Source organism: Rhodospirillum sp. A1_3_36 (genome assembly GCF_047263945.1).
In the GTDB taxonomy this organism is placed as follows: domain Bacteria; phylum Pseudomonadota; class Alphaproteobacteria; order Rhodospirillales; family Rhodospirillaceae; genus Rhodospirillum.
In genome coordinates, this window is the sequence record NZ_JBLAVB010000001.1 from 351,255 (window position 1) to 367,935 (window position 16,681).

The following is a 16,681-nucleotide window of genomic DNA, read 5'->3' on the forward strand; positions in this document are numbered from 1 at the left end:
AGGTCACCGGGGGCCGGAGCGGTGACACGCCATCGGGGGCCGGAGCGGTGGAACGTCTCAGGAACAGGTCTTGCCTATTGTCATGCTTTCTTCTTCGCCGCTTTATTGACTGAAAGGATTTGCGACGTGACCATTTCGACCAAACGAGTGTTCGCTGCGGTGGCTTTGGCTGCCGGTTTGGCGACCGGCGCGGCCCAAGCCGCCGACCCCGTGAAGGTGGGTTTCATCTATGTCGGTCCCATTGGGGATCACGGATGGTCCTATCAGCACGATCAGGGTCGCTTGGCCGTTGAGGAGGCCCTGGGCGATCAGGTTGAGACATCCTACGTGGAAAGCGTGCAGGAAGGCGCCGATGCCGAACGGGTGATTCGCCAGTACGCCGCAAACGGCTATGACCTGATCTTTACCACGTCCTTCGGCTTCATGAATCCAACCCTGAAGGTGGCCCAGCAGTTTCCAGATGTGAAGTTCGAACACGCTACGGGCTACAAGCGTGCTGACAACATGTCCACCTATGCGGCCCGCTTCTACGAGGGCCGCTACGTGATCGGCACCATCGCGGGGCTGATGACCAAGTCCAATATCGTGGGCTACATCGGGTCTTTCCCCATTCCGGAAGTGGTGCGCGGCATCGACGCCTTTACCCTGGGCCTGCGGGCGGTCAATCCCAAGGCGACCGTCAAGGTCATCTGGGTGAACTCCTGGTATGATCCAGGCAAAGAAAGGGAAGCCGCTGAGACCCTGATTGCCCAGGGTGCCGACATCCTGTCCCAGCATACAGATAGCCCCGCGCCAATCCAGGTGGCTGAGGAGAAAGGGATCTATGCCTTTGGCCAAGCTTCGGATATGAGCCGCTTCGGGCCCAAGGCCCAGTTGACAGCCATCGTCGACAACTGGCGGAACTACTACATTGATCGGACGAAGGCCGTCATTGACGGGACTTGGAAGTCCGAAGATACCTGGGGCGGTCTCGCCTCCGATATGGTTCACATCGCCGACTATAACTCGGAAGTCCCCGTGGACGTGGTCGCCAAGGCCGAAGATGTTCGCGAGGCGATCATTGCCGGAACCCTGCAGCCTTTCGCTGGCCCCATCAAGAACCAAGCCGGAGAGATCGTCGTCCCCGAGGGTGAAACCCTGTCCGACGAAAAGCTCTTGTCCATGGACTGGTACGTGGACGGTGTTCAGGGCGAGCTGCCCAAATAGGACCGGTTTCCCCAGTCCTTGAATAGAGACCTGAGAACACCCCCTTTCGAATGCGGAGGGGGTGTTTTGCTTTTTAAAGCACGTAAGATTCAGTTTGCCCCTTGGAAGATTCTGAGCTTTGCCAAGACCGCAAAAGGTTGCGGATCCTTTGACCTCAAACGGGGGGCCGGGGCCTCAGGCCCCGGTTGGGGGGCGGGGTAAAGCCCTGCGTTTTTCGGTTCTTCAAGGAGACAGAGTATAAACATATGGCACAGGTAGGGGAGTGTCCTCCGCTTGGTCGAAAATCCGCATGGGTAGGAATGACCTCCATCGATGGAAAATCACATGCGAATCGATTTATGAGAAGTCCAGGCGAAAAAATTCACGCACCCGAAACAACAGGGGATTGCCTGAAAATTAAGCGTGAACTCTTTTATGGAAATTTCTTAATCACCTCATATTGAGAAATAATCATTCCATTTGAAAGTTGTGGTTATCCATTGGCAGTGGATCACGGTAACCGGAATATGTGTTCAAAAAGAGGAAAGCTGGGCGACAGGAACTCGGTACCTCTATAGCCGGTCATATAAGACCCTTTTCATGAACGCGATGACGCTCTTTTGATGGGGAAATCCATGATGCTTTCCACCGTTTTCCGCAGTCTTGCAAATCCATTTCGCACCGGCCCCCTTGCCCGCATCGGGGCCGTTTTTCGTGATCTGTCTATCGGAATCAAGATTGGACTTGGGTTCGGAGTTGTCGTTGTCTTGCTCGTCGCCCTGGGAGCGGGAGGGGCCTGGGGGCTCTTCGATGCGAAGAACAAAGTGGGGGCGGTGCGGACCATGAACAATGTGACCGCAGAACTGTCCGACGCTTATACGACCATGCTGAAGGTTGAAAGCAGTCTGGAGGACTTCCTGCTCACCAATGAGGCCAGTGCCGGCGACACGGCGCGGGGAACCTTGGGCGGCGTCCAGGTGAGGCTGACCCAGGCAATGGAAACTGCGCCCGAAGATCAAAGGGAGAGGCTGGCGGAGGTTCTGGACCGCATCGGTACCCTGAGCGACCTGATGGAACAGGTCATCAATGCCCAGAACATTGCGGAGGTGGCCTTCATTGGGGTGAATACCCAGGGACTGGAGTTGGAAGACTCGGTGAACAATCTGGCGACACTGACCTTTTCCTCGGGTTGGATGCGCGACATTTTCAAGACAGGAGAGGTTCGGCTGGCCCTGGCCAAGGCCCGCATGGGCGCGGAAGCCTATTTCGTTCGACCGGATGTCGTGCCCTTCAAGTCGGCGATGGACTCCTTGATCGAAGCGCAGAAGCTGATGGAGAGCTTGGTGAAAAGTCAGAAGGGGAAACCGGCCGGAACCCTGGCCGCGTCCATTGCCGAGAATCTGAGCTCCTACAAGGCGAGCTTGGAGGCGGCGCGGGACTCCGTTTCTGCGCGCGTGGCTCTCATCCATGACAAGCTGATCCCAGAGCAGCGCAAGGTGATACAGGGCATGCGCAGGATTAAAAAGGCGACGGATAAGCAACGGACAGCCATGGGCGAGACCATCGACGCGGGATTGGAGAGGAATGCCTTTCTGGCTGCGGGAATCGCCGGTGGTGTGATTTTCTTCTCCATCCTGCTAAGTCTGATCTTGGGCCGTTCTATTAGCCACCCGATCGGCCGTTTGATCAATGCCGTCGAACGTTTGGAGCACAAGGATACCAGTCAAGCTATATCTGACACGCACCGAGCCGACGAGGTGGGGCGACTGGCCCGGGCTTTGGATAGTTTCCGGGAGGGCATGCGCGAAGCTCAGGCCCTGGAGCGGGAGAAGGAGGAGATGAACCGCCAACGTGAGGAACGAACTGTCCTGCTTACCCAGCTTAACGCCACCTTTGAGGAGGCCAGCCGCAGCCTGTTGGGTGAAACCACCCGGGAAGTGGAGCGGTTGCGATCCATTGCCAATGATATGGATAAGCTATCTCAGGACACCGACTCGGGCGCCGGAATCGCTGCAGAAGCCGCCACTCGGGCCAGTGATGACACGGAGTCCGCCGCCGCTGCCGCCGAGGAATTATCCACGTCCATTCAAGAGATCAGCCGTCAGGTCCAGCATTCTTCCAGCGTCTCCAGTGCGGCGGCCTCCTTGGCCAGTGGCGCGGTCGCTGTGGTTGATGGGCTCTCCTCCGACGCGGATCGCATTGGCGAGGTGGTGGACCTGATCACGGCCATCGCCGCTCAAACCAATCTTCTTGCCTTGAATGCGACCATCGAGGCGGCTCGCGCGGGAGATGCTGGAAAGGGCTTCGCTGTCGTTGCCAATGAGGTCAAGAGTCTGGCGAACCAAACCGCCCGGGCCACCGAGGAAATCGGCCAAAGGGTTCACGCGGTGCAGGGCAAGACCAAGGAAACCGTCGAAGTCATCCGGAGCATTGTCGAGTCCATTGGCGATGTGATGAGAACGGCCACTGCGATCGCATCTGCGGTGGAGGAGCAAGGGGCCGCGACCCATGAAATTGCCCGCAATATCCAAGCCGTGGCGGAGGGAGCCCGCGCTGCGGCCAGCGGCGCAACCACTGTCCGCGCCACCGCCGAGGACGCCAGAGGTCAAGCGAAAGGGGTGGTGGAAGCTGTCGGGACCTTGACGGAGCGCTCGCAGGCCCTACGCCAAACCATTGACGGATTCCTGGGCAACGTGCGGGCCGCCTGACGGGGGCGCGGTGCATCACGCCCCCGATTTTAAGCGGGCCCATGCTTCCACTATGGTCGGTTCCGAGTGCTCCGAGATCAAGTTGGGTCATTTCTTGGCCCAAACTTGGCCTCGGAACATTCTGGATCAGCAGGCCCAGACCACGTAGCCTGCGGTGCTTACCCCATGTGTGGCCAAGGTCGATTGGGCTTCGGTGTAAAGGGAGGCGTGAACAATGCTGGGGATGATTTTGGCCTTGGCCTTGGCATAGCTGTTCCAAGTGACCCCATCGGTGGTGGCCCAGTCGTTGGCCGTTTCGTTCCCTCTGGTATAGAGCTGGGGCGAGAGGAAATCGATGTTGGGATCAGCGAAAAAACTCTCCATGAGGGTTGGCGCGTCATGGATCCCGTAGGGGGCCGAATGGCTGATGGTAACCAGGACGAAAAGACCCTTGGCCTTGGCCGTGGCGAAGGACGTTTGGAACGCCGCGCTTAGGCCGCTGTCCCCTTCCTCCACGTCGTAGGCGATTCCCTGGTAGGCGGACAGTTGGCCCGATTGGATCACCGAGTCGATCTTGGATAGCCAATCCTTGGTGAAGGCCCCCTTCTCGTTGCCACCGCCAAAGGTGATGTATTTGTCTCCCGTCAGTCGACCGCAGATGGCGTGGGCTTGGGGTATGGCTTCGTTCGGGTCGGTCCATCCGCTGAAGGCCAATCCCAGAGTCGTGCCCGCCGGAGCGGTCTGGTGTTCCCAGGTCTTCGCCCAATACCCGATATTGGATGCGCCCACCGCTGTGGGTGAGGGAGCCGGTGTCGGGCTTGGGCCCGGGCTCGGGGCCGGAGCGGGATGGGAGGCTGCGGCGGGAATGGAGATCACCTGACCAATCGCCAGACTCGAAGCGGGCGTATCAGGGTTTGCCTTGGCGATGTCCTCCGCTGAGACACCGACGCTGGCGACCACTCCCTGGCTGATGGACCAGTAACTGTCCCCCGGAAGGATCGTATAGCGCAATCCTGGTTGCTGGGTTCCCTTTGCCGGAACGGTGATAACCTGGTCCACCCGCAGACTGGACGCAGGTGTTTCCGGGTTGGCCGCTTCGATGTCGGTCAGCGTCACTCCCTTGCATGTTGCGAGGTTGGATGCGATGGCGGCGTAGGTGTCGCCGGAAAGAATCTTGTATTTCAAGGCAGTGGACATGATTTATACCTCTATACGAGAAACAGCGGTTAAGAGAGGGTAGCGCCTTAAAGATGCAATATATCATAATTATAACCAAAAATATCGGCATCATCCCATAATGTTGTTTTGGTTTCGAACTCAGATGACGGCGGAGGAGGCAGGGGAGTCCTCTCCTTGGGCCGCCTCGTAGAAGGATCCTGTTCCATGGCCAAACCCCGCCCCCCAGAATTCGTGCTAGAGTGAAACGGGATCAGCTTGAGTCAAGCTGGCCCCGTTTCACTCTCGTTCTATAAGTTTTAGAGTATCTTCGAGGCCAAGTTTGGTCGCGACGCGACCCAACTTGATCTCGGAATACTCTAGAGCTTCAAGACACTCTCGACCGCGCCGGTCCGACGGGAGTCAAACGGATGTTCGGGGGCTGGGCCTTCACCCATGGGGGCGAGATGTTCGCCATGGTCTTTGGTGGCCAGCTCTATTTCCGGGTTGATAACGCCCTTCGCGCCGACCTGGAGGGGGAGGGGAGCTTTCCCTTCACCTATGAAAAGGGGGGGAAGACGATCACCGTTGGCAAGTTCCTTTCTGCGCCCGATGCCTGCCTGGATGATGGCGATCTACTAGTAGATTGGGCCCGTCGGGCCATGGTGGCAAACCCGCCAAAGTTGTCCCTCGGTTGAGGGAGGCGTGGTAGGCTTCCCTGAGGCCCCGCACCCCCATTCGTTTTTCATCAATGGGATCAAAGGGTCCGTGACCCTTTGCGGGTCTGGGCAGAGCCCAGAAACTGCGAAGCAGGGTTTCCGGATTTTCAAGGACACAGTGTATATATTGAAATAATGAGAGTTTTTTCGGGTTGAGCTCCAAGAGAGAAGGAAAATCCATGCGGATTCTGGTGATAGATGATGAAGACTTGGCCCGCTTCACCCTGCGCGAGATGCTCGTGTCCCTGGGGCACGAGGTCCTGGAAGCCCGCGACGGGCGGGAAGGATTGGCACGGCTTGGGCCAGGCGGTGTTGACTTGGTGGTGACGGATATCCTGATGCCCAACATGGACGGTGTGGAATTCGTCATGACGGCTCGCAAGGACTGGCCAAACTTGAAAGTCATCGCCATTTCCGGCGGAGGGCGAACCAGGAACCTGGACTTTCTGGAGCTGGCCAAGGACTACGGCGCTGCGGCCACTCTGTCTAAGCCATTTAACAAGGCGGATTTGCTCTCGGCCCTGGAGGCGGCCTCCAGGGCCGGGTGAGCAAAGGGGCCTCTCCCTTTTTCGTGATCTTTTAGATCAAATGGTTAGAGCATCGCGTGGACCGGAAAACCGGTTCCCACTTTTCCGCTTGATGCTCTAGGGCTTTGGGCAAGGGGATGAGGAGTCCCTTGGCCCTTCGCGCGCGTGGATTTTTTAATCGGAAAAATCGAAGAATAATTGAGATAATATCAATTATCTTTTCTTTTGGGCACTGGGTACCTTGTTGAGGCGTTAAGGCATTCAACCCGCCGGGCCGGGATCCTCTCCCGTTCGGCACCCCAAGCCAAATCCAGGCAACCCAAAAGGAGTTTTTCCCCATGTCGCTTATCGGAACCGAGGTCAAGCCGTTCTCCGCCAAGGCGTTCCAGAAGGGGGCGTTCATCGACGTCACCGACGCGGATCTGAAGGGCAAGTGGTCCGTCGTGTTCTTCTACCCGGCCGATTTCACCTTCGTCTGCCCGACCGAACTGGAAGACCTGGCCAACAGCTACGCCGAGCTTCAGGCCATGGGCGTGGAAGTCTATTCCGTTTCCACCGACACCCATTTCTCCCACAAGGCTTGGCACGACACCTCCCCGGCGATCGGCAAGATCGATTACGTGATGGTCGGCGACCCGACCGGCGTGATCAGCCGCAACTTCGAGGTGATGATTGAGGAGGCCGGTCTGGCCAACCGCGGCACCTTCGTGATCGACCCGGATGGCGTGATCCAGGCCCTGGAAATCACCGCCGAGGGCATTGGCCGCAACGCCGATGACCTGATGCGCAAGGTGAAGGCCGCCCAGTACGTCGCCGCCCACCCCGGCGAGGTCTGCCCCGCCAAGTGGAAGGAAGGCGAAGCCACCCTGGCGCCCTCCCTGGATCTTGTTGGCAAGATCTAAAGCTGACGGTCTTGTTGGCAAGATCTAGAGCCGACGCTCTTGTGCTTGTCGGTGGGATCTCAGGCCTCGCCTGGATCCCACCGAAAACCGAATGGCCCGGATCCCCTTTCCCAATCCCCTTCCCCGGGATCCGGGCCATGAGGTTTCTTCTTCCGCCATGTCCCACGGGACCCCTTCAACCCGAACCAACCCCCCTCATTGACGTGATCCCTGGAGACCGCAGCCATGCTGGATGCCACCCTGAAGACCCAGTTGAAATCCTACCTCGACAATGTCACCCAACCCATTGAACTGGTTGCCTCCGTCGACGGTGGCGAGAAGTCCGGCGAGATGCAGTCCCTGCTGAACGACATCGTCTCATTGTCGGACAAGATCACCCTGCGCGAGGACGGCACGGACAGCCGCAAGCCCTCCTTCGCCATCAAGCGCGTTGGGTCCGATGTGGGTGTGACCTTCGCCGGTCTGCCCATGGGCCATGAGTTCAACTCCCTCGTGCTGGCCCTTCTGCAGGTCGGCGGCCATCCCTCCAAGGCCGCGCCGGACGTGCTGGAGCAGGTTAAGGGGTTGAGCGGTGATTTTGTCTTCGAAACCTATTTCTCCCTGTCCTGCCAGAACTGCCCGGACGTGGTGCAGGCGCTCAACCTGATGGCCGCCTTGAACCCCAACGTCAAACACACCGCCATTGATGGCGCCCTGTTCCAGGATGAGGTCGAGCGCCGCCAGATCATGGCCGTGCCCAGCATCTACTTGAACGGCCAACCCTTCGGCCAGGGCCGCATGGGTCTGGAGCAGATCCTTGCCAAGGTCGATACGGGCGCCGAAGCCCGCGTCGCCGAGGAGCTCAAGGGCAAGGAAGCCTTCGACGTTCTGGTGATCGGCGGCGGTCCCGCCGGTGCCGCAGCGGCCATCTATGCGGGCCGCAAGGGCATCCGGACCGGTGTTGCGGCGGAGCGTTTCGGTGGTCAGGTGCTCGACACCATGGGAATCGAGAACTTCATCTCCGTCTCCCACACGGAAGGCCCCAAGCTCGCCGCCGCCTTGGAAAGCCATGTCCAGGACTACGACGTGGACATCATGAACCTGCAGAAGGCCGAGGCGCTGGTTCCGGCCACCACCCCCGGCGGTTTGGTCACGGTGGAGCTGGCCAATGGGGCGAGCCTGAAGGCCAAGACCCTGGTCCTGTCGACCGGCGCCCGCTGGCGGCAGATGAATGTCCCGGGCGAGGACGAATACCGCAATAAGGGCGTGGCCTACTGCCCCCACTGCGACGGCCCCCTGTTCAAGGGCAAGCGCACCGCAGTGATCGGCGGCGGCAACTCCGGCGTGGAAGCGGCCATCGATTTGGCCGGTATCGTTGCCCATGTGACCTTGATTGAGTTCGACACCCAGATGCGGGCCGACGAGGTTTTGCAACGCAAGCTGCGGAGCCTGCCCAACGTGACGGTCATTCTCAATGCCCAGACCACGGAAGTGAAGGGCGACGGCGCCAAGGTGACCGGCCTGTTCTACAAGGACCGCGCCACCGGCGAGGTTCACGAGGTCGCGCTGGAAGGAATCTTCGTCCAGATCGGTCTGGTGCCGAACACCGAGTGGCTCAAGGGTGTGGTCGATCTGTCCCCGCGCGGTGAGGTCATCGTCGATGACAAGGGCGCGACCAGTGTGCCCGGGGTCTTTGCGGCGGGGGACTGTACCACCGTTCCTTATAAGCAGATCGTTATCGCCATGGGCGAGGGGGCGAAGGCCGCCCTGTCCGCCTTCGATCATCTCATCCGGGCCGTGCCTTCGGAAACAGCGGTGGCGGCTGAGTAGGAGATCGCCTGCGGCGAGGCGGGGGCCAGCCCCCGAAACCCCCGGTGGGGAGGCTTGGCCTCCCCACACCCCTGAGTATGCAGGTTTCTTTATTTGGCTCTAATGTTTTTTTACTTCGTCATCCCCGCGAACGCGGGGATCCAGGGTGGGAAGAACCAGCGGCGGCGATTGACGCATCCTGACGCGCAAAGCGCCAATACCAGAGAAATCAACCCTGGATGCCCGTTTTCACGGGCATGACGAAATATAAATGATCAGCCCTAAATAAAAGATATATGCATCCCTTAGCGCGTGCACGGGGATGACGGAACCGGTTGAATTCATAGTATGAATTTTGAGTGGGCCCCTTAGGCTTCTTCGATCACCTTCCGTAAGACGTTGCTATAGGTCTCGACGCCCATGGCGCCGTTGCCCAGGTATTTTCCCGCGAAGACCATCGTCGGTACGCCGGTGATGCCCTGGCTGGTCCAGGTTTGTTCCTTTTCTCGCACCCGGTCGGCGAGCACCCCTGACAGCAGGACCTCCCGCGCTTCCCTGGCGTCCAGGCCGATGGATTGCGCCACTTCGACGAGGACCGTGATATCGGACACGTCGCGGCCTTCGGTGAAATGGGCCGTCAACAGGGCCTGTTTGGCCGCATGGGCCAGTCCCTTCGGCTCCGCCCATTCGATCAGTTGATGGGCGAGGAAGGTATTGCACATGCGCATCTCGTCGGAAAAGACGAAGGGAAAGCCGACCTCGGCCCCGATTGCGGTGATCCGCTCCCGGTTCTTGTCCGATTCAGCCTTGGAGATCCCGTATTTGCGCATCAGGTGGTCCCGCAGGCCCTCGCCCTCTGGCGGCATGGTGGGGTTGAGTTCGAAGGGATGCCAATGGATGTCCAGTGCGATCCCCTCCGCCTCCGCTGCCGTGGCGAGTTGACGGTAGCCGATGGCGCACCAGGGACAGACAACATCCGAAACGATATCGACGCGGATCGGGGCGGGGGCAGGTGAGGCGGTCATGGCGCGCTCCTGTGACGGGGGGGATTGGTCGTCCATATGGGGAGGACCGAGCGCCAAAACCGGACCCGATGGGGAAAAGGAGTGTTTCCGGGCTGTGGACAGCAGGGCGGATTTCAGGCAGGGAGCCCCCAGACCGTGGGGCGATCGGCCCCATAAAATGGAGCCCACCCTCTCTTGATAGTAGATCACGCAGGGGTGTTCGCGGTACACTCCCGATTGTGTCCACCCTCAGAGATGGGCAAAGCGGCGTCGAGGATGGCTGGCACCACCCCCAACGCCTAACCGCAACCCTGCTTACACTAGGAAAGAGAGCAAGGTCATGGCTAACGCTTGTTATATCCCATTGTCCGCCGTTTCCACAAATTCGTCCTGCTTGTGGGTCGAACTTGAGGTCGTGCTGGCCGGGGGCTGAGGGAGGACGCCGGGCGGGCCGGGTTATCCGGTGCCTGAGTTGTCTGTCCCCGCGTTGACCCGGTCCGTTTCGGCGGTTCTCCCCGGCCTCCGGCCGGATTATCCGGCTATGGAAAACACTCGTCATTCCCCGAAGAGGGGAGGGGGGCGCGGTGAAGCGCCTACTCCCGTTGATATCACTGTGGGACGCCGCTTGCGCTTGCGGCGGCGGACCCTGGGCCTCTCCATACAGGACCTTGCCTTTGACGTTGGCATTTCCGATTCGCAGCTTCGCAAATACGAGTCGGGGCTCAATCGGATCAGTGCGAGTCGTCTTTACGCTTTTGCTTGCGCCCTGGAGGTGACGCCGTCCTATTTTTTCGAAGACCTGCCACCCCCCGTTCCCTCGCCCGTGCCGGAGGGGGAGGCTATGCTGACGGATCCTCTCACCTGGCAGATGGTGACGGCTTTTGAGGGGATCCGGTCTCCGTCGCATAAACGGGCGGCCTATGCGCTTTTGATCAGCATGGCAGCCAGTTCGGAGTAGATCAAAACGGCTTGACAGGGTGGGAACCGGGGACGGAAGCGTTTGACGCAACAGGAGCGCCCGTCACCGATACCACCGAAAACAACCCTGGATCCCCGCGTTCGCGGGGATGACGGAGTGAAACACCGTGTTAATTCCTTCGGAGTCGCAACCACCTACGATCCCGGGGCAGTCCCCCCGTGCCGGGCCTCCAGATCCTCCAGCAGGCGTTCGGTATCCAGGGCGTCGCTCTCCCGCTCCAATTGGCGGAACCCATCGATGGAGCGCCGCAGCACCCGCCGCCCCTCCTCGATCCGCCCGCTTTCGAACAGTCTCTGTCCGTAGTCTTGTCCGACAACGCAAATGCCATCGAGCCGCCCGGTTTTCTGGAGTATCTCATAGGCGCGTTCGACGAGGGGAGCAGCCTCTTCGGGTTTTCCTTGTCGCTTGAAAATCGAGGCAATTTCCCAATAAGTCGCGGCAATGCTATCGATGTCCCCGATGCGTTCGTATACGGGGAGTTCTTCTTCCTGTCTGATGCGCAGTGCGTCGTCGAGTTGTCCTCTTGCCATGAGGATATCGGCGATTTTTCCTAGTGTCACGGCGCGGGATCGGACGTCCCCGATGCGTTCGTATACGGGGAGTTGGTCTTCCTGTCTGATGCGCAGGGCGTCGTCGAGTTGTCCTCTTGCCATGAGGATATCGGCGATTTTTCCTAGTGTCACGGCGCGCTCTCGGACGTCCCCGATGCGTTCATATACGGGGAGTTCTTCTTCCTGTCTGATGCGCAGGGCGTCGTCGAGTTGTCCTCTTGCCATGAGGATATCGGCGATTTGTCCTAGTGTCACGGTGCGCTCTCGGACGTCCCCGATGCGTTCGTATACGGGGAGTTCTTCTTCCCGTCGGACGCGCAGGGCGTCGTCGAGTTGTCCTCTTTCCATGAGGATATCGGCGATTTTTCCTAGTGACACGGCGCGCTCTCGGACGTCCCCGAGGCGTTCGTATACGGGTATTTCTTCTTCCTGTCTGATGCGCAGGGCGTCGTCGTATTGTCCTCTTGCCGTGAGGATATCGGCGGTTACCCCCCATGACAGGGCAAGGTCCCGGTCCTCTTGGTCTCCCCCCTTGATGCCACGGGTTTCCTCGGCGGCGGAAAGGGCTCCCTCGGGATCCCCTTCGTATTGATAGAGGTCGGCAACGCGATAGAGGAACAGGCGCTTGCCGTCCGGTGTCTCCTCCGCCTCTGCTGCCCTCAAGAACAATGCCCGCCAAACGCCATAGGGACCCCGTTGGCGGGCATAGAGCTGGGCGGGCCGCAGGGCGGGGCGGGCTTCCTCCTCGGGCATGCGCGTCAGCAGTTCGAGAAGGCCCAGGTGGTCCGGGTCCAGGGTGTCGCTCCAGCTTTCGGGGGAGCCTCTCAGGTTTCCGGCGATCCAGTCCGCGATGCGCTTCCAGGGCGGAGGGCTGCCTTTGGAGCGGTTGCGCAGGTGCTCCATCAACAGAACGTGGAGCTTCCAGCGTGGTTGGCTCTGGTTGCCGATTTCGGGCAGGACGAGGGAGAGATCCTGGGCCGCCTCCAAGACCTGGGAGATGGCCAGGGGCTCCAGATCGGCCACCACCGCGCCCAGGGCGCGGGTAAAGCCGGCTTCCGGCCCGTGCCCAAGGGCGAGGAAACCCGCGAACAGGGCATCGTCGACCAGCTCCGCCTTCAGAACGGAAAGGGAGAGGTCCAGGGAATGGGCAATGACCGCCCGCGCCCGGTCCTTCCAGAGGGGATCACTTCTGTTGGGTGGGCCGACAGCGAGGTTCCGCTGCCTCAGGGTCTCCAGTTCAGTGGTGGCGGTTCCAAGGCCCTTGCGAAGGCGCGCGCCAACGATATGCAGGGCGAGGGGAAGGTGCCCCAGGGCATCGACCAAGGCCCGCGTGTCGGGGGTGTCCGCGGTCGGCCGCAAGATCCCCATTTCCTGGGCGATGAGGTCCAGGGCGTGGGTTTGGTCAAAGGGGAAGAGGGGGATATCGGCCCAATGGCCCTCGCCACCGATGGCGTCGGATCGGGCCGAAACGACCAGCGGTGGGGTGCCGAGGCGGTCCACCAGATCGACCATGGCCTGGGCCAACGCCGGGGTGTCGACGTTCTCCACATGGACCAGGGGGTGTGCTCTGCCGATCCGGTCGGCCACCAAACCGGGCAGGGCGGCTGTCCCGGCCTGGATGTTCAACATCGCGGCGAGGAGACCCAGGATGGCCTCTTCCGTGGCCTCCATCTGGTCCGTCAGGGTGACGCGGATATAGCCGCCGGGGAAATGGGCCTTGGTTTGGCTATAAAAGCGGTCGACCAGATAGGATTTCCCGACGCCGCCCATGCCGTGGACCACGCAGGGACGGGGGGCCCTGCCGTCCTTGGGGAGGAGGGCGGTTTCCAATTGGGCCAATTCTTCGTCCCGCCCAACGAACAGCCGCTCGACTCCGGGGTGGTGGGGGGGACAGGATGGGGTTGGCTTTGTGGGGTCTCCAATGGTCAGGCGGCCATTGTTGCTTCCGCTGTAAAGGGAGTCGGTCGCATGCCAATGACCCCGGGGAGACCATTGCCGGAACCACAGGGTATAAGCCGCTTGCTCTCCTTCCGCCGCCGGTGGGTGCAGGTCGATGACCTGCATGCTGTTGGGATAGGTGTCCCGTTCATAGAGGCATCCTGCGGCCCATTGACGGAGCGTCCGGTCCGGATCAAGGGTTTGGCCGATATCCGCGTCATGCACATGACCGCAGAGGAGCAGGTCCACCCGGTCGGCGAGTAGACGTTTGACGTCCATCTGATCGGCAAGCCAATCCAGCGGATGGTGGGCCAGGGCGAGGCGGAATCCGCCCAGGGGATTCCCGGCGCCATCGGAAGACAGAGTGCCGACCTGTTCGGTGGTCACGTAGAGCTTGCCGTTGTCATTGTCGTCTCCGGCCAGCCAAGCCGTATCCAGTCCGATGATATGGAGCGGCATGGGAAAACCGGGAAGGGTCAGGCTATGCCGATATCCCGGACGGGTATCCGAGCCGCCGTGCAGGCAATGGGACACGCCCCAAGCCTTGAGCCAAGCGTGATAGCCATCCCGGCGCCTGAGGACCGCCTCCAGGTCTTCTTGTGTACATCCGCGCGGTGCTCTCTCGTCGTACAGCCAACTGCCGAGTGCGTCGCTGGAGAGGGATAGATAATCCTTCGAGCGGAATTTCTTGAACGCGGCCTCTTCTTTGCTCCGATCCACATCGTGGTTTCCGGGGACGAGGAACAGTCGGTCCTTGGGTAGCTTGGTGATACCAAGGAGATGGTCCAGGAAGACGGAAGCGGTTTCGTAGTCTTTCTCCTGGCCGGACTGGGCGATATCCCCGGTGAAACAGACGAGATCCGGCGGCCCATCCTCCATGATCTGAGCCAGGTTTTTCTCCCAAGCGTCTCCCAGAACACGACGATCCCGCCAGGAGGTGGCCGCGCGGGCGTGGAGGTCGGAAATATGGAGAATCCGGATAGAGGTCATAGGATTTTCTCACCAACAGGATGTTCTAAAATGGATTGAGTCGTTCTATGGCAACGTCCATGAGTTTTTCCATAAGCGGAGGCTCTGTCAAAGAATCAATAAAGAAAAGGGAGGTTTGGAGGCATCGCCTCCAACCGGGGGTTTTGGGGGCGGGAGCCCCCAAAGTGTTTCTGGCGCCCCCCTCCAACAAATCCCGCATTGCGGCATCGAATTGACGCAACGCACAAACGAAAACGTTTGCGCAATCGTTTGCGCGGAGCAATTCTGGATCTTCGATTTCGCCCAAGCGTGGGAGGGGAATGCCATGAAAAAGTCCGGACTCCTGAACCCGGCCCTTTGCGCTGCTATTGCACGATTGGGTCATACGGACGGTCTGGTGATTTGCGATGCCGGTTTGCCCATCCCGGTGGGGCCGGAGCGCATTGACCTCTCCGTCATTCCCGGCCTGCCGCCCTTCGTCGATGTGCTGTCGGCCATCCTCGACGAGGTGCAGGTGGAGCGGGCCGTTCTGGCCAGCGAATACACCCAGGCCAGCCCCGCCCACCATGCCAAGACCATGACCCTGCTCAACCGGGCCAGCGCGGCCCAGGGGAGCGGGCTCGAAATGGACGCGGTGACTCACGAGGCCTTCAAGCGGCTGGTGGCCGATTGCAAGGCCGTCATCCGCACCGGGGAGTGCACCCCTTACGCCAATATCATCCTCTATTCCGGCGTACCGTTTTAGGGCTTCTGGACACCGAACAGGCAGGGGGAAAAGGCCATGGCGGCGGTTCTCGAGCTTTCCGATATCTCCAAGACCTTCGGGACAATCAAGGTCCTCGACCGGGTGTCGCTGACCGCCCAGGCCGGGCGGGTGCTCGCCCTGGTGGGGGAAAACGGGGCGGGGAAATCCACGCTCATGAAGATTGTCATGGGCATTTACCACCCGGATCCCGGTGGCGAGGTCCGGTTGGAGGGGAAGCCGGTTTCCTTCGCCGGTCCGCGCCAGGCCATGGATGCGGGGATCGCGATCATTCACCAGGAACTGAACCTGCTGCCCGATCTGTCCGTGGCGGAGAATATCTTCCTGGGGCGGGAGCCCGTGAACGCCATTGGCGCGATCGACTGGGCCGGGTTGAACGCCAAGTCACGGGAGTTGCTCTCGCGCCTGAAGCAGGACCATGTGGATCCCCGGTGGCCCCTGCGCCGCCTGGGGGTGGGGGCGCAACAGATGGTGGAGATCACCCGCGCCCTGTCCTTGGACGCCAAGGTCATCATCATGGATGAGCCCACGGACGCGTTGACCGACGTGGAGACGGCCATCCTGTTCGAGGCCATCGACCACCTGCGGTCCGAAGGCAAGGCCATCATCTATATTTCCCACCGCCTGAACGAGATCTTCAGCCTCTGCGATGATGTGGTGGTGTTGCGGGATGGCGGCTTTGTCCACCAGGGGCCCGTGGCTGAGTTGGATGAACCGGCCCTGATCCGCCATATGGTCGGTCGGGACATCACCGAGCAATACCCCTGGGTCGCCACCGAGCCCGGCTCGGCCCGACTGGAGGTCAAGGGGCTGTGCGCGCCGGGGATCCGGGATATCACCTTCGAGGCCCATGCCGGAGAGGTCGTCGGCTTCGCCGGGCTGATGGGTGCCGGGCGGACCGAACTGGCCCGGGCCATCTATGGCGCCAATCCGGCCACGGCGGGCACACTGCTGGTGGACGGGGCCGAGGTTGCCATCCGCTCCCCCGGGGATGGGGTCCAGCTGGGTATCGCCTATGTGACCGAGGACCGGAAGAGTGATGGCCTGATCCAACCCCATGCGATCCGGGCGAATATGGCGCTCGGCGCGCTGAAGCGCTTTTCGCCGGGCTGGATCGTCCGGTCCGGGTTGGAGAAGGGGGGGGTGGGGCGCTTCATGGAGCGCTTCGCCATCAAGGCTGCGGGGCCAGAGGCGCCGGTTTCCTCCCTTTCCGGCGGCAACCAGCAAAAGGTGTCTTTGGCCAAATGTCTGCTCGCCGATCCCCGGATCGTCATCCTCGACGAACCCACCCGGGGGGTGGACGTGGGGGCGCGGCGGGAGATCTACGGATTGATCAATGAATTGAAGACACAGGGCCTGTGTGTGTTGCTGATGTCTTCGGACATGGCGGAACTGTTGGGCCTGTCGGACCGGATCCTGGTGCTGTCCCGGGGGCGGCTCACCGGCGCCTTCGCGCGGGGTGAGGCCACCCAGGAACGCATCATGGAACGGGCCGTCGCCTGAGCCGATTGAAG

At 60.7% G+C, this 16,681-nt stretch carries 11 protein-coding genes and 1 pseudogene; 9 read left to right on the forward strand and 3 right to left on the reverse strand.

Annotation, left to right across the window (positions count from 1 at the left end; translation table 11 throughout):
* Positions 1-126 precede the first annotated feature (126 nt).
* Together ACLIRY_RS01485 and ACLIRY_RS01490 are read left to right on the forward strand one after the other, a co-directional pair.
* Positions 127-1,206, forward strand: coding sequence for a BMP family ABC transporter substrate-binding protein (locus ACLIRY_RS01485; protein WP_413203569.1), 1,080 nt, complete (start codon positions 127-129; stop codon positions 1,204-1,206).
* A 614-nt stretch (positions 1,207-1,820) separates the two neighbouring features.
* Entirely contained in the window at positions 1,821-3,893 is a 2,073-nt protein-coding gene (locus ACLIRY_RS01490) for a methyl-accepting chemotaxis protein (RefSeq protein ID WP_413203570.1), read from the forward strand.
* Positions 3,894-4,019: 126 nt separating this feature from the next.
* Here the strand turns inward: ACLIRY_RS01490 and ACLIRY_RS01495 are convergent, their stop codons facing one another.
* Entirely contained in the window at positions 4,020-5,069 is a 1,050-nt protein-coding gene (locus ACLIRY_RS01495) for a LysM peptidoglycan-binding domain-containing protein (RefSeq protein ID WP_413203571.1), read from the reverse strand.
* A gap of 365 nt (positions 5,070-5,434) precedes the next feature.
* Between ACLIRY_RS01495 and ACLIRY_RS01500 the strand changes: the two are divergent.
* The 4 genes and pseudogenes from ACLIRY_RS01500 to ahpF form a co-directional block, all read left to right on the forward strand.
* A pseudogene (locus ACLIRY_RS01500) lies at positions 5,435-5,725 on the forward strand (TfoX/Sxy family protein); the annotation flags it as partial.
* 200 nt (positions 5,726-5,925) lie between these two features.
* Positions 5,926-6,294, forward strand: coding sequence for a response regulator (locus ACLIRY_RS01505; protein WP_413203572.1), 369 nt, complete (start codon positions 5,926-5,928; stop codon positions 6,292-6,294).
* A 317-nt stretch (positions 6,295-6,611) separates the two neighbouring features.
* Complete coding sequence (ahpC, locus tag ACLIRY_RS01510; protein ID WP_413203573.1) at positions 6,612-7,175, forward strand: alkyl hydroperoxide reductase subunit C; 564 nt, start codon at positions 6,612-6,614, stop codon at positions 7,173-7,175.
* Positions 7,176-7,400: 225 nt separating this feature from the next.
* Positions 7,401-8,984 carry an alkyl hydroperoxide reductase subunit F gene (gene ahpF / locus ACLIRY_RS01515; protein WP_413203574.1) on the forward strand — a complete coding sequence of 528 codons (1,584 nt, stop codon included), beginning with the start codon at positions 7,401-7,403 and terminating at the stop codon, positions 8,982-8,984.
* Positions 8,985-9,331: 347 nt separating this feature from the next.
* Here ahpF and ACLIRY_RS01520 read toward each other — a convergent pair whose 3' ends face one another.
* Positions 9,332-9,988: a DsbA family oxidoreductase gene (locus ACLIRY_RS01520; RefSeq protein ID WP_413203575.1), complete on the reverse strand. Its 657-nt coding sequence runs from the start codon at positions 9,986-9,988 to the stop codon at positions 9,332-9,334.
* Positions 9,989-10,508: 520 nt separating this feature from the next.
* Here ACLIRY_RS01520 and ACLIRY_RS01525 point away from each other — a divergent pair.
* Entirely contained in the window at positions 10,509-10,925 is a 417-nt protein-coding gene (locus ACLIRY_RS01525) for a helix-turn-helix domain-containing protein (RefSeq protein WP_413203576.1), read from the forward strand.
* A gap of 155 nt (positions 10,926-11,080) precedes the next feature.
* On the opposite strand, the gene ACLIRY_RS01530 is transcribed toward ACLIRY_RS01525, so the two are convergent.
* The gene (locus ACLIRY_RS01530) at positions 11,081-14,425 is read right to left on the reverse strand and encodes a tetratricopeptide repeat protein (RefSeq protein WP_413203577.1); all 3,345 of its coding nucleotides are present in this window, start codon (positions 14,423-14,425) and stop codon (positions 11,081-11,083) included.
* Positions 14,426-14,729: 304 nt separating this feature from the next.
* Here ACLIRY_RS01530 and rbsD point away from each other — a divergent pair, with 304 nt between their 5' ends.
* Both rbsD and ACLIRY_RS01540 read left to right on the forward strand, forming a co-directional pair.
* The gene (gene rbsD / locus ACLIRY_RS01535) at positions 14,730-15,149 is read left to right on the forward strand and encodes a D-ribose pyranase (protein ID WP_413203578.1); all 420 of its coding nucleotides are present in this window, start codon (positions 14,730-14,732) and stop codon (positions 15,147-15,149) included.
* A 36-nt stretch (positions 15,150-15,185) separates the two neighbouring features.
* Positions 15,186-16,670: a sugar ABC transporter ATP-binding protein gene (locus ACLIRY_RS01540; RefSeq protein ID WP_413203579.1), complete on the forward strand. Its 1,485-nt coding sequence runs from the start codon at positions 15,186-15,188 to the stop codon at positions 16,668-16,670.
* Positions 16,671-16,681 lie beyond the last annotated feature (11 nt).